At 73.5% G+C, this 12,965-nt stretch carries 11 protein-coding genes; 3 read left to right on the top strand and 8 right to left on the bottom strand.

Going from position 1 to position 12,965, the window contains the following annotated elements; translation table 11 throughout:
- Window positions 1-36: 36 nt before the first annotated feature.
- Window positions 37-1,305, bottom strand: coding sequence for a chromate efflux transporter (gene chrA / locus OVA02_RS01535; protein WP_324289762.1), 1,269 nt, complete (start codon window positions 1,303-1,305; stop codon window positions 37-39).
- 73 nt (window positions 1,306-1,378) lie between these two features.
- Window positions 1,379-2,029, bottom strand: coding sequence for a GNAT family N-acetyltransferase (locus tag OVA02_RS01530; RefSeq protein ID WP_267659082.1), 651 nt, complete (start codon window positions 2,027-2,029; stop codon window positions 1,379-1,381).
- A 135-nt stretch (window positions 2,030-2,164) separates the two neighbouring features.
- Between OVA02_RS01530 and OVA02_RS01525 the strand changes: the two genes are divergently transcribed.
- Complete coding sequence (locus OVA02_RS01525; protein WP_159829014.1) at window positions 2,165-3,475, top strand: amidohydrolase; 1,311 nt, start codon at window positions 2,165-2,167, stop codon at window positions 3,473-3,475.
- A 58-nt stretch (window positions 3,476-3,533) separates the two neighbouring features.
- Here OVA02_RS01525 and OVA02_RS01520 read toward each other — a convergent pair whose 3' ends face one another.
- Complete coding sequence (locus tag OVA02_RS01520; protein WP_233568428.1) at window positions 3,534-4,034, bottom strand: MarR family winged helix-turn-helix transcriptional regulator; 501 nt, start codon at window positions 4,032-4,034, stop codon at window positions 3,534-3,536.
- Between the two features lie 60 nt (window positions 4,035-4,094).
- Between OVA02_RS01520 and OVA02_RS01515 the strand changes: the two genes are divergently transcribed.
- Window positions 4,095-5,456 carry an FAD-dependent monooxygenase gene (locus tag OVA02_RS01515; protein WP_267659081.1) on the top strand — a complete coding sequence of 454 codons (1,362 nt, stop codon included), beginning with the start codon at window positions 4,095-4,097 and terminating at the stop codon, window positions 5,454-5,456.
- 231 nt (window positions 5,457-5,687) lie between these two features.
- Here the strand turns inward: OVA02_RS01515 and OVA02_RS01510 are convergent, their stop codons facing one another.
- From OVA02_RS01510 to OVA02_RS01495, 4 genes are all read right to left on the bottom strand, one after another.
- Window positions 5,688-7,142: a PTS ascorbate transporter subunit IIC gene (locus OVA02_RS01510; protein WP_123571041.1), complete on the bottom strand. Its 1,455-nt coding sequence runs from the start codon at window positions 7,140-7,142 to the stop codon at window positions 5,688-5,690.
- Window positions 7,142-7,444, bottom strand: coding sequence for a PTS sugar transporter subunit IIB (locus OVA02_RS01505; protein ID WP_267659080.1), 303 nt, complete (start codon window positions 7,442-7,444; stop codon window positions 7,142-7,144). The genes OVA02_RS01510 and OVA02_RS01505 overlap by 1 nt, the downstream gene beginning before the upstream one ends.
- A complete protein-coding gene (locus tag OVA02_RS01500; protein ID WP_158612887.1) occupies window positions 7,441-7,896 on the bottom strand; it encodes a PTS sugar transporter subunit IIA in 456 nt (151 codons plus the stop codon). The genes OVA02_RS01505 and OVA02_RS01500 overlap by 4 nt, the downstream gene beginning before the upstream one ends.
- A gap of 110 nt (window positions 7,897-8,006) precedes the next feature.
- A complete protein-coding gene (locus OVA02_RS01495; protein WP_056227873.1) occupies window positions 8,007-8,738 on the bottom strand; it encodes a GntR family transcriptional regulator in 732 nt (243 codons plus the stop codon).
- A 222-nt stretch (window positions 8,739-8,960) separates the two neighbouring features.
- Between OVA02_RS01495 and OVA02_RS01490 the strand changes: the two genes are divergently transcribed.
- Window positions 8,961-11,039: a transketolase family protein gene (locus OVA02_RS01490; RefSeq protein ID WP_267659079.1), complete on the top strand. Its 2,079-nt coding sequence runs from the start codon at window positions 8,961-8,963 to the stop codon at window positions 11,037-11,039.
- 196 nt (window positions 11,040-11,235) lie between these two features.
- On the opposite strand, the gene OVA02_RS01485 is transcribed toward OVA02_RS01490, so the two are convergent.
- Complete coding sequence (locus tag OVA02_RS01485) at window positions 11,236-12,501, bottom strand: BMP family lipoprotein (RefSeq protein ID WP_267659078.1); 1,266 nt, start codon at window positions 12,499-12,501, stop codon at window positions 11,236-11,238.
- Window positions 12,502-12,965 lie beyond the last annotated feature (464 nt).

The raw sequence follows: 12,965 nt of genomic DNA, 5'->3' as shown, positions 1-12,965 counted from the left end.
GCGAGGATGCCTCGCCGGGTCCCGCCCGGTCGGGGGTCAGGCGGGCAGGGCCCCGAGCAGCAGCCCGCCGGCCGCCGCCACCGCGACGACGGCCCACGGCGGGGTCCGCCACACGACCAGCAGCACGAAGCAGACGAGCGCCAGGCAGAACGGCGCCACCCCGGTGATCGCGGTCGTGACGACGGGGTCGTAGAGGGCGGCGACCAGCAGGCCCACGACCGCCGCGTTGGCCCCGCGCATCAGGGCCCGGACCGGTGCCCGGCTCCCCAGGGCGTTCCAGAACGGCAGCACCCCGACGAGCAGGAGGAACCCGGGCGCGAAGATCGCGACGGTCGCGAGCGCGGCCCCGAGCGCGCCTCCCGGCCCGATGTCGGCCACGGTGCCGAGGTAGGTCGCGAGGGTGAACAGCGGGCCGGGGACGGCCTGGGCGGCGGCATAACCCGTCAAGAAGGTGTCGTCGTCGACGAATCCCGGCTCGACCAGGCCGGCGTGCAACAGCGGCAGGACGACGTGCCCTCCGCCGAAGACCAGGGCGCCTGCCCGGTAGAAGACGTCGACGAGCGCGATCGTCCCCGACCCGGTCGTAGCGGCGACGGCGGGAAGGCCGACCAACAGGGAGGCGAAGGCCACGAGGCAGACGACGCCCGCGGCCCGCGAGACGGGGAACCGGAGGGGCTCGGGATGGACAGCGGGCACCGCCGCTCCGGCCGTCGGGTCGGACCGCCGACAGAAGGCGAGCCCGGCCAGCGCCCCCAGCGCGATCGCCGAGAGCTGCCCGGCCGGGCCGGTCAGTGTCAGCGCGAGGACGGCCGCGGCCACCGCGATGCTCGCTCTCGTCGGGTCCGGTGCCAGTGCGCGGGACATGCCGATCACGGCATGGGCGACGATCGCGACCGCGCCGATCCCCAGCCCCGTGACGATCGCCGAGCCCACCGGACCCTCGAACACGCCGACGCCGGTGGCGATGACGAACATGACGAGTGCCGACGGCAGGGTGAACGCCACGAAGGCGACGAGCGCTCCGACGGGCCCCGCCCGGAGCAGGCCGAGCCCGAACCCGACCTGGCTCGACGCCGGGCCGGGCAGGAACTGCGCGATCGCGACGAGGTCGCCGTACGCGGTGTCGCCGAGCCAGCGTCGTCTGCTCACGGCCTCGGCCCGGAAGTACCCGAGGTGCGCGACCGGGCCGCCGAATGACGTGACCCCGAGCACCGAGAACGCCGCCAGCACCTCACGCACCCGGGCCGCGCCGCGGCTCGACGGCTTCTCGGGTCGGGCCGTCGGATCGGGTGCGCGCTCGGTCACGAGGTCATCGTGGCAGGTGGCCGCCCCGCGCGGTACCGCGGCCACGAGGCCACCCACGAGGAGGCGCGGGTCGTCACCCCGGGAGGCCGCGACCCCGCCAGGTCCCCAGCTCGGCGACCTCCCGCCAGCCGAGGCTCTCGTAGAGGCGGCGACCGTCGACGCTCGCGAAGAGCAGACCCGTCGTCGCTCCTCGGGCGGCGGCCCCGTGCTCGAGGCCGGCCATGACGCGGCTGCCCAGCCCGCGCCTCCGGAAGTCGGGCTCGGTCGCGATGCGGTCGAAGACGACGTGGTCGCCGACGACCGCCGCCTGGCCGCGGGCGGCGACGACGCCGTCGACCTCGACCCGGACGTGCACGACCCGGCCGTCGCCGTCGCCGTCGTCCTCGTCGATCACGCCCGCGGGGAGCGGCCGCACCGACACCTGGCTCGTCATCATCCGCTCGGCATGCGTCACGGCGTCGAGCCGGGCCAGGGTCGCGCGGGCGACGTCGTCGAGGGGGCCGATCACCGACAGCCAGACGTCGGGCGCGGTCGTCTCGTCGACGAGGCGGGTGAGCTCGTCCGGGGTCGGGTGGGCCACGATCCGTTCGACGACGCGGGTCGCGGCGGCGACGTCGACCCGCCAGGCGTCGCCGTCGCGGTGACGGGCGGCGCCACGCGAGAGCGCCCAGCCCTCGACCCACCGGTCGACGAGCGGGATGAGGCCGTCGGTCGTCTCGATCACCCCTCGAGCGTAGGCCGGGTCGGCGGCCACGAGGGGCGGCGAGAGGGCGGCGGGCACGTGGCACGTGGCGAGTGACGGGGGTGGTGGGTAGCGTCGTCGCCACGAACCACCCACGCACCACCAGAGGAGCACCTCATGACCTCGACCGGCACCGACCAGCCGCGCCCCCTCCCCGACGACGTCCGGCCGCCCGCCGTGGGCGCCCCGCTCGACGAGTTGTACCGGCATCTCCACCGACACCCCGAGTTGTCGTTCCACGAGGACGCGACGGCCGCGATCGTCGCGGCCGAGCTCACCGCCCTCGGCTTCGAGGTGCACACCGGCGTCGGGGGCACGGGTGTGGTCGGCGTGTTGCGCCGCGGGGACGGCCCGACCGTGCTGCTGCGCGCCGACATGGACGGACTGCCCGTCGCCGAGGCCACCGGCCTGGACTACGCCAGCACGGCCCGAGGCACCGACCCCGACGGGCGCGACGTGCCGGTGATGCACGCCTGCGGTCACGACGTGCACGTGACCTGCCTCGTCGGTGCCGCACGCCGACTGGCGACCGGCGACACCTGGTCGGGCACCCTCGAGGTGCTCTTCCAGCCCGCCGAAGAGCTCGGTGCCGGCGCCCGCGCGCTCGTCGCCGACGGGCTGCTCGACCGCGTCCCCACCCCCGACGTCGTCCTCGGCCAGCACGTCGCGCCGTTCCCGGCCGGTCTCGTCGCCCTGCAGTCCGGCCCCGCCTTCGCCGCGCAGGACGGCATCCGCATCACGTTCCACGGTCGCGGCGGGCACGGGTCGCGCCCCGAGACGACCGTCGACCCCATCGTGCTGGCGGCCGCGACCGTCCTCCGGTTGCAGACCGTCGTGTCGCGTGAGACGTCGGCGGCCGAGCGGCTGGTCGTCACCGTCGGGTCGATCCACGCGGGCACCAAGAACAACGTGATCCCCGACACCGCCGAGATCCTGATCAGCATGCGGTCGTTCGACGAGCACGTCCGAGAGCGGGCGCTCGCCGCCGTCACGCGAATCGCCGAGGGCGAGGCCGCGGCGGCCGGCGCACCGCAGCCGCCCACCGTCGAGCACTACGAGAGCTTTCCGGCCGTCGTGAACGACCCGTCCGCGGCGGACCGCACCCGCGCCTCCTTGGTGCGTCGTTTCGGCGAGCAGCAGGTCATCGCTCCCGGGCCGGTGACGGGCAGCGAGGACGTCGGCATCCTCGCCACCGCGGCCGGTGCGCCGTGCAGCTTCTGGCTGCTCGGGGGTGCCGACCCCGCGTCGTTCGCCGAGGCGACGTCGGCCGCGGACGTGCCGCGGATCGTGGCTCAGCTGCCGTCGAACCACTCGCCCCTCTATGCGCCGGTCGTCGAGCCGACCCTGACGAACGGCGTGGACGCACTCGTCGCGGCGGCCCACGAGTGGCTGGCGGATCACGGTGCGTCAGGAGGCGCAGGGCACTGAGCGCACGGCCGCGCGCCTCGGTACGTCGTGACGTCTCGTCGACGAGCTCAGGGCGGCCTCAGGGCGTCGCGTCGTCGTACACGGCGATCAGTCGGTCGAGGAAGCCCTGCACGACCGCCCGCTCGGCCTCGTCCATGCCGTCGACGAGGTGCTCGATGCCGTCGATCATCGGCAGCACCTGCTCGTAGGCCCGGTCGGCCGAGGCTTGCTCGGCCGTGACGATCAGCTTGCGGCCGTCGGAGGGGTGTCGCTCGCGCCGCACGTGACCGGCCGACTCGAGGCGGTTCAACACGAGGGTCATCGCGGCCGTCGACACCTCGACGCGGCGCGCCAGCTCGCTCGGGGTCGCCGGGCCGGTCGTGATCAGGTGGTCCATGGCGTCGAGCCCGGCCCGGTCGACGCCGAGACGCTCGGCCAGGTGCCGCTCGAAGCGCTGCTGCCGGACGGCCACCTGCTGCACGCGGGCACGGATGTCGTCGGCGGGCAGCTCGCGACCGTCACGCCGGGCCCGGGTGCGGTCGTCGCGATCGGGGCGGTCGCGGGGGTCGATGTCGGTCACCACTCAACGATAGCCGTGTAGATTGCCAATATCGTTGATAATCAATCCAGGGAGCAATTAGTGACCATCCCCACCACGCGCACCCGCGTCCTCGTCTCGGGTGCCAGCATCGCGGGGCCTGCCCTCGCCTACTGGCTCGACCGCTACGGCTTCGAGACGACGATCGTCGAACGGGCCCCCGAGCTGCGGACCGGCGGGCAGAACGTCGACGTCCGCGGTGCGGGCCGCGAGGTCGTGCGCCGCATGGGCCTCGAGGACGACGTCCGCGCCGCCACCACGGGTGAGGTCGGCACCCGGTTCGTCGGGCCGACGGGCCGCACGGTCGCCGAGTTCCCGGCCGGCACCTCGGACTCCGGAGGCGCGACCGCCGAACTCGAGATCCTGCGGGGGGACCTCGCGCGGCTCCTCGTCGGGCGCACCACGAGCGACGGCAGGGGTCGTGGCACCACGTACCGCTTCGGCGACCGCATCACCGGAATTCGCGAGGACGACGGGGTCGGGGTCGGGGCCGGGGTGAAGGGCGCCGGCCCCGCAGCCGATGCCGCCACCGGAGGCGACCCGACGACGACCGCGGCCTCCACGCTGACCGGTACCGCGCCTCCGGTGTCCGGCTCGCGGGGTGTCGTCGTCTCGTTCGAGCACGCTCCCGACGAACGCTTCGACCTCGTGGTCGCCGCCGACGGCATCGGCTCGTCGACGCGGCGCCTGGTGTTCGGCGACGAGCCGACGATCCGGTCGCTGGGGCTCGAGACCTCGTACGCGACGATCCCGCGCACGGCCGCAGACGACGACTGGTGGCGCTGGTACAACGCCGCCGGGGGTCGCTCGATCACCCTGCGGCCCGACCCACACGGCACGATCCGCGCCGCGATGTCGTTCGTCACCGACCGCGCCCGAGAGCGGGGCGGGGCCGAGCGCCGCACCGTCGCAGAGCAGCGGGCCCGACTGCACGAGATCTTCGACGACGCGGGGTGGGAGGCCCGCCGCGTGCTCGACGGCTTCGACCACGCGGACGACCTCTACTTCGAGTCGATCGGGCAGGTGCAGGCGCCGCGCTGGTCGTCGGGCCGGGTCGTTCTGCTCGGCGACGCCGCGTACTGCGCCTCGCCGGTGAGCGGCATGGGCACGAGCCTGTCGCTGGCCGGGGCGTACGTGCTGGCCGGCGAGCTCGCCTCGCACCGACACCACCGCGACGCCTTCGCCGGGTACGAGCGGCTGATGCGGCCCTACGTCGAGCAGGCGCAGCAGCTGCCGCCGGGGGTGCCGCGGGTCGCCAACCCGAGGTCCCGCGCGGGCGTCGTGGTGTTCCACGCCGGGGTGCGGCTCGCGTCGACCCGGGTCGCGGGTCGGCTCGGCGCACGCTTCTCCACCCCGCCGGCCGACGCGCTCGACCTGCCCGACTACGCACACCTCGAGCCCTGACGCCCTGACGCTCCCGTCGAGTGGTCCCGGATCGGCCTCCACCCCGCCGGGAAGGACGATCTGGGACCACTCGACCGAGCAGTCGGGACGAGGAGGCGCGGTGCAGGCGTCCGACGGAGGGCCCGGACACGAGCGGCGCGGCCCGGACGTGCAGGACGGGCGGGCCCGGGGAGGCGGGCGTCCGGAGACGCCCGCTCGCACCGGACCCGCCCGTCCTGGCGGGAGGTCGGCCTAGCGGGCCGAGGCGGTCTCGCCGACGCGCGTGCCGTCGGCGTCCGTCGGAGCATCGGCGGAGCCGTCGCCGGCACCGCCGTCGCGGCCACCGGCCCGGCGGGCACGGGCCCGCACGAACAGGCTCGACGCGTAGACCAGCACGAGCGAGGCGAGGATCGCGACGATGACGGCGATCTGACCGCCGGCCAGGCTGATCTGGCCGAACAGGATGCCGACGACGCCGTAGTCCGAGTCGGAGAACGTCGAGTTCGACAGTCCGATGTCGCCGAGCACCGGCAGCAGGAACAGCGGCAGGAACGTGATCGCGAGACCGTTGGCGAAGGCACCGAGCACGGCACCGCGTCGACCGCCCGCGGCGTTGCCGATGACGCCCGAGGCGGCTCCGGTCATGAAGTGCGCGACGACGCCGGGGATCACGATGGCGGTGCCGGCGAAGATCATCACCGACATGCCGACGATGCCGCCGACGAAGCTCGCGAGGAACCCGATCAGCACGGCGTTCGGGGCGAACGTGAAGGTGATCGGGACGTCGAGTGCGGGGATCGCGTTCTTGACCAGGCGCTCGCTGATGCCCTTGAACGCGGGCACGATCTCGGCCAGCACGACGCGCACGCCGGCGAGGATCACGAAGACGCCCGCCGAGAAGGTCGCGGCCTGCATGACGACGTAGACGATGTAGTTCTGGCCGTCGCTCAGCTCGGTCTCGACGAAGGCCGACCCGGCGAACAGGGCGACGATCACGTAGATCACGGCCATCGACAGGGCCACGATCACCGTGGTGTCGCGCAGGAACCCGAGCCCCTTCGGGAACGTGATGTCTTCCGTGGACTTCGACCGGGTGCCCTTGCCGCGGGTCAGCGTCGCGACCAGGCCGCTCAGGGCGACGCCGGCACCGCCGGTGTGGCCGAGGGCGACGTCGTTCGAGCCGGTGACCTTGCGCATGAAGGGCTGCACGATCGCCGGCGACAGCGTCGTGACGAGACCCTGCAGCAGCGCACCCCAGAGCACGACGCCCCAGACCGGGAACCCGGCGACGCCGAGGATCACGGCGATCATCGCCGCCATGTAGAAGGCGACGTGGCCCGAGAGGTAGATGTACTTGAAGTGCGTCGTCGCGGCCAGCAGCACGTTGACGATGAACCCGAAGAAGAAGATCAGCGCGGCGGCCGAGCCGTAGTCGAGCAGCACCTGGCCGACGATGGCCTCGTTGTTCGGCACGACGCCCTGGACGTCGAAGGCCTCTTGGAACATGGCGCCGAACGGGTCGAGCGAGGCGACGACCACGCCGGCTCCGGCGGCCAGCACGAGGAACCCGACGAGGGTGCGCACGGTGCCCTTGAGCACGTCGCTGAACGCCTTGCGCTGCAGCAGCAGCCCGACGAGCGAGATCAGCGCGACGATGATCGCGGGCTGGCGGAAGACGTCCAACAGGACGGAGAGCACGCCCTCCATCAGTTGGCCCCGGCGTCGGGCACGGTCACGCCCTTGCGCACGGCGGTCTCGCGCACCTTGGTGCGCAGCTCGGCCAGGTCGATGATGCTGTCGAGCACCACGACGTCGCCGAGGCCGCCGACGGAGTCGGCCAGGTCGGCGCCGACGAAGATCACGTCGGCGGCACCCGGGCCGACCGAGCCGAGGTCGGCGTGGTCGACGTCGACCCCGGTGATGCCCTGCTCTTTGAGGACCTTCTCGATGTTCATGTGGACCATGAAGCTCGAACCGAGGCCCGAGCTGCAGACGGCGAAGAATTTCATGCGTTCTGTCCGATCTTGGTGAGGACCGCCAGGGTGTCGGCGGGGGTGGAGGAGGCGAGCAGCTCGGCGCGGAGCGTCTCGTCGGAGAGCAGGGTGGCGAGGGCCATCATCGTGTCGAGGTGGCTCTGGGGGTCGGTCGCGGCGAGGCAGAAGAAGAGGTCGATCGGGTGCGCCGCGTCGTCGTTCAACAGCACCGTCTCGCCGACGCGCAGGCTCGAGAGCCCGGTGCGCTCGACGCCGTTCTCGGGCCGGCTGTGCGCGAGGGCGATGCCGAAGCCCAGGTCGATGTAGGTGCCGCCCGCGGCGATCGAGTCGGTCATGGCCGCGACGTAGTGGCTGCTGATGGCGCCGTTGTCGAGCAGGGGCTGAGCGACGCGTTCGACGGCGTCGCGCCAGCCGTCGACGCGGTCGGCGAAGAGGATGGTCTCGGGGGTGAGGAGGTCGGTCAGCACTGTCGTTCCTGGTGGGGGTCGGTGACGTCGGCGTCGGGACGGGCGTCGGTTGCGGTGGTGGGGAGGGGGTTCAGGAGGCGCGGCTCGGCGGGCGAGGCGCGCCCGGTCGGTCAGCCGTGCAGGCCGAAGAAGATCTCGCTGTTCTGCGGGGTGAAGTGGCTGGTCCCGTACGCGACGGCCCGCTCGTCGCCGTCGAACACGGTCGACGCGATCTTCAGCAGGGTCGTCCCGAGGGGGACGTCGAGTTCGTCGGCGTGGAGGGTGCTGGCCCCGTCGAGCGAGACGAGCAGGTCCTGTCGGGCGAGCGTGACGCCGTGCTCGCGGTCGAGGTGCCCGTAGAGCGAGCCGTCGGTGAAGTCGACGGTCGCCGTCTCAGGGAAGAGCGCGTGCGGCAACCAGGTCACGACGAGGTGGTGCAGCGAGCCGTTGACGAAGCGCAGGCGGGTCAGCTCGACGACCTCGTCGGCCGAGTTGATGTCGAGGTGGCTCGCCACCGTCTCGCCGGCCCGGACGACCTTCTGGTCGAGCACGCGGGTGCTGACCGCGAAGCCCTCGCCCGTCTGCTGCGCGTGGAAGCCCTTGACCTCGTCGGCGAAGCGCTCGCGGTAGTGCAGGCGGTACTGCGGCTCGGTGACGAAGGTGCCCCGGCCGTGCTCGCGCACCAGGTGGCCGTCCGCGATGAGGCCGTCGACCGCGTGCCGCAGCGTGATGCGGCTGACGCCGTACTCGTCGCAGAGGACGGGCTCGGCGGGCAGCTGCGACCCGGGTTCGAGCTTCTGGATGCGGGACAGCAGGTGCTCGCGCACGGCCACGTACTTGCTCGTGCCGCTCGTGGTGCTCATGTGGTGCCTCCGCGCCGTTGCTGAAGTGGGTGGTGCCCGCCCGACGACGTCAGGTCGTCGAGTCGTCAGGTCGTCAAGTCGTCATGATGACTTCGACGAGGGTACGTCTCGCCGACCACCGGTGCAAGTCGACAGTCGTCTTGATTCATCATGACGTCCTGATGACCGACGCTACGGTCGTCGGAGACCCAGCCCGCCCCTCCTCGAACCGGAGCCCCCCACGTGATCCACGACCTCGACGCCGCCGCCGTCACCACCGCCCGCCTGCTCGCCCTCGACGCCGTCGAGCGTGCCGGGTCCGGCCACCCGGGGACGGCGGCCGCGCTGGCCCCCGTCGCGCACCTCCTCTTCCAGAAGCACCTGCGGCACGACCCGCAGGCGCCCGACTGGGCCGGCCGCGACCGGTTCGTGCTGAGCTGCGGGCACGCGAGCGTCCTGCTCTACACGCAGCTGTTCCTCACCGGCTACGACGTGTCGCTCGACGACCTCAAGGCGTTCCGGTCGTTCGGGTCGCGCACCCCCGGCCACCCCGAGCTCGGTCACACCCCCGGCGTCGAGACCACGACCGGGCCGCTCGGGCAGGGACTCGCCACGGCCGTCGGCATGGCGATGGCGATGCTGCACGAGCGTGCCGTCAACGACCCCGACGCCGCCCCCGGCGAGTCCGTCTTCGACCGCCGCGTCTTCGTGCTCGCGTCCGACGGCGACCTGCAGGAGGGCCTCTCGTACGAGGCCGGTGCGCTCGCCGGACGTCACCGCCTCGGCAACCTGACGGTGGTCTACGACGACAACGACATCCAGATCGAGGGCGACACGAGCCTCACCTCGAGCGAGAACGTCGGCGCCCGGTTCGCCGCGCAGGGCTGGCGCGTCGACCACGTCGGACTCGCCCCGGACGGCGACGTCGACGTCGAGGCCCTCGACGAGGTGCTCTCGACGACCGACCGCCGGGGCGACCGCCCGCACCTCGTGGTGCTCAAGTCGCAGATCGCCTGGCCCGCGCCGAACGCCCGCAACACCTCGGCCTCGCACGGCGCCCCGCTCGGTGCCGACGAGGTCGCCGCGACCCGGGTCGAGCTCGGCGTCGACTCCGAGCCCTTCACCGTGGACGACGCCGTACTCGCCCACACCCGGTCCGTGCTCGAGCGGGGCCGGGCCGCCCGCGAGGCCTGGCAGGTCGCCGCCGACGCCTGGGAGGCCGCCCACCCCGCGGCCGCCGCCGAGCTGCACCGCTCGCGGTCGCGCACCCTGCCCGCGGACCTCGGGTCGCGCCTCCCCGTCTTCTCCCCCGGCGACACGCTCGCCACCCGCGACGCGTCGGGCACGGTCATCCAGGCGCTCGCCGAGGCGCTGCCCGAGCTGTGGGGTGGTTCGGCCGACCTCGCCGAGCCCAACCGCACGGCGATCGCAGGAGGCGCGTCGTACCTCCCCGAGGAAGCCCCCGGCACCGGCCGCGCCGGTCGCAACGTCCACTGGGGCGTGCGCGAGGGGGCGATGGCCTCGGCCATGAACGGCATCGCGCTGATCGAGGGCTCGCGGTTCTTCGCCGGCACGTTCCTCGTGTTCAGCGACTACCAGCGCCCGGCGATCCGGCTGGCGGCGCTCATGCAGCTGCCGGTCACCTACCTCTGGTCGCACGACTCGGTCGCCCTCGGCGCCGACGGGCCGACCCACCAGCCGATCGAGCACCTGGCGAGCCTGCGCGCGATGCCCGGGTTCTCGGTCGTGCGCCCGGCCGACGGTGCCGAGACCGCCGCCGCCTGGCTGGCGATCCTCGAGAAGGACGGCCCGGCCGGTCTGGTCCTGGCCCGACAGCCGCTGCCGGTCGCGGCGACGCCCGCCGACGTGGTGCGTGCGGGTGTGCGCCGCGGGGCCTACGTGGTGCAGGACGGTAGTGCTGCGGCTGCGGGCACCGGCACGACCGATGCCGGCGCGCCCGACGTGGTCGTCGTCGCCACGGGCAGCGAGGTCGCCCTCGTGCTCGAGGCCGTCGCGCGGATCGACGACCTCGCCGTGCGCGTCGTGTCGATGCCCTGCCGCGAGTGGTTCGACGCCGAGCCCGCCGAGTACCGCGAGCAGGTGCTGCCCCGCGCGGTGACGGCCCGGGTCGTGGTCGAGGCGGCCGCGAGCTTCGGCTGGGAGGGCGTCGCCGGCCCCGACGGCGTGGTCGTCGGCATCGACGAGTTCGGCCTGTCGGCCCCCGCGGCCGACGCGCTGCGGGAGCGCGGCATGACGACCGACCGCGTCGTCGCCGCCGTGCGGGCCGCTGCCGCCCGGGCGGCGACCTCCGGCGCTTCCTGACCCGCGCCTCCTCGTCCTGGCCCGCGAGTGGGCAGAAGGTGCTGCTCGGCTCGCGCTGACGAGCATCTTCTGCCCACTCGGCGGGGCGGCAGGGGTCGCTGCCGGGCCCGAGCCCGGGCCCGAGCCCGGGCCCGGGCCCGAGCCCGGGACCGGGCCCGAGCCCGGGACCGGGCCCGAGCCCGGGCCCGGGACCGGCCTACGGCTGGCTGGGCGAGGTGACCGTCACGGCTCCGCTGGCGATCTGGTCGCGCAGGGCGTCGAGCTCGTCCGACAGCTCGGGGCTGACCGACGACGCCAGGTCGTGGAACGGCGCGAGGCCGACGCCGCCGTTGTCGAGCGTGCCGACGTAGGGCTCGTTGGTGAACGAGTCGTCGGTCGACGAGACGGCGATCTGCTGGACGGCCTTCTCGGTGTCCTTGATGACGCTGGTCAGCACGATCGGCCGGTACTCGGCGGGCAGCGTGTCGTAGCCGTCGTTGTCGACCCAGATCACGTCGACGCCGCCCGTGGCGAGCGCGGCCGACGCCGCCCCCTCGCCGACCTGCCCAGCCACCGGCATGATCACGTCGGCACCCTGGTCGATCAGCGCCTGGGCGAGCTGCTTGCCCTTGTTGACGTCCTCGAAGTCGCCGGTGAACGAGCCGTCCTGCGCCTCCTTCGACCAGCCGAGCAGCTGCACGCTCGTGCCGTGCGCGGCGTTGTAGGCGTCGACGCCGTCCGCGAAGCCGTCCATGAACAGGGTGACCGGGGGCTGGTTGCCGCCGCCGAAGGTCGCGACCTTGCCCGTCTTGCTCACGCCCGCCGCGAGGTAGCCGGCGAGGTACGAGGCCTGCGCCGTGTCGAACAGGATCGGCTTGACGTTGGGGGCGTCGACGGTCTCGTCGACGATGGCGAAGTCGATGTCGGGGTTGGCCGCCGCCTGCTCCTCGGTGGCGGGGGCGAGCTCGTAGCCGACCGTCAGCACGAAGCCGCAGCCCGAGTCGACGGCCTGCGCGACGTTCGGGGCCAGGTCGTTCTCGGTCGTCGAGACGAGCACGCGGGCCTGGATGCCGTCCTCCTTCTCGGCCTTCTGCAGGCCGGCCCAGCTCGACTGGTTGAACGAGCGGTCGTCGAGCCCGCCGGAGTTCGTCACCATGCGGGCGCAGTTCTCGCCCGCGCCGGCGCTGCCCGAGGCGGCCGTGTCGGACGGGGCGCTGGCACAGCCGGCCAGCAGCGCGAGACCGGCGAGGCCGCCGGCGACCCCGAGGAGGCGCGGGCGGCGGAGTCGGGACGACGAGCGGCTCCCGGCGCGGGCGGCCCCGAGGCGGGTGCTGCCGAGGCGGGTGCTCGGGCGGGGTGCGGGTGCCGCGGGTGCTGCGGCTGCTGAGGAGCGAGCGGACGCGGCGGGGTGCGCGGGTGCGGCGGGGCGTGCGGACGCGGCGGGGTGCGCGGGTGCGGCGGAGCGCGAGGGGTGGACGGACATGAGGCGGGACCTCCGGGAACGGGTGTGCTGTGGGGGTGCCGGCGGTGCGGGCCGGGCGGGTGGACACAGTCAACTGCCTGCGGGCCTCCGTGCCAAGCGTGTGACGGGGGCGGGCTCCGTCGGCGGCCCGACCCGCGCCTCCTGTGTTCGCCCGTCCGGCCCGCGCCGCGCCTCCTGCTCTCGCCGCCACGAAGTAAACATGCCGCCACTTTTTCTCGTGGCGGGGTGTTTAGTTCGTGGCGGGCTGGCGGCTACGGCGGACTGGCGGGCTCCGTCGGCGGCCCGACCTGCGCCTCCTGCGTTCGCCCGTCCGGCCCGCGCCGCGCCTCCTGCGTTCCTCGCCAGGAGATGGACACAGCGCCAGGACTAGTCATGGCGTCGTGACCACTTCCTGGCGCCGTGCGGCGGGCTGCGCCACACCTCCCTGCCCTCGCCGCCACGAAGTAAACATGCCGCCACTTTTT

The organism is Frigoribacterium sp. SL97, assembly GCF_026625765.1.
GTDB lineage: Bacteria > Actinomycetota > Actinomycetes > Actinomycetales > Microbacteriaceae > Frigoribacterium.
Note: the sequence above shows the minus strand (reverse complement) of the source record. Positions and strands in the feature narration are given on the sequence as shown.

What these genes read in the sequence shown, in the direction of transcription:
- OVA02_RS01525 (WP_159829014.1), top strand. Translation starts at nt 2,165, where the DNA reads ATGACCTCGACCGGCACCGACCAGCCGCGCCCCCTCCCCGACGACGTC.
- OVA02_RS01510 (WP_123571041.1), bottom strand. Translation starts at nt 7,142, where the DNA reads ATGGAGGGCGTGCTCTCCGTCCTGTTGGACGTCTTCCGCCAGCCCGCG.
- OVA02_RS01505 (WP_267659080.1), bottom strand. Translation starts at nt 7,444, where the DNA reads ATGAAATTCTTCGCCGTCTGCAGCTCGGGCCTCGGTTCGAGCTTCATG.
- OVA02_RS01495 (WP_056227873.1), bottom strand. Translation starts at nt 8,738, where the DNA reads ATGAGCACCACGAGCGGCACGAGCAAGTACGTGGCCGTGCGCGAGCAC.
- OVA02_RS01485 (WP_267659078.1), bottom strand. Translation starts at nt 12,501, where the DNA reads ATGTCCGTCCACCCCTCGCGCTCCGCCGCACCCGCGCACCCCGCCGCG.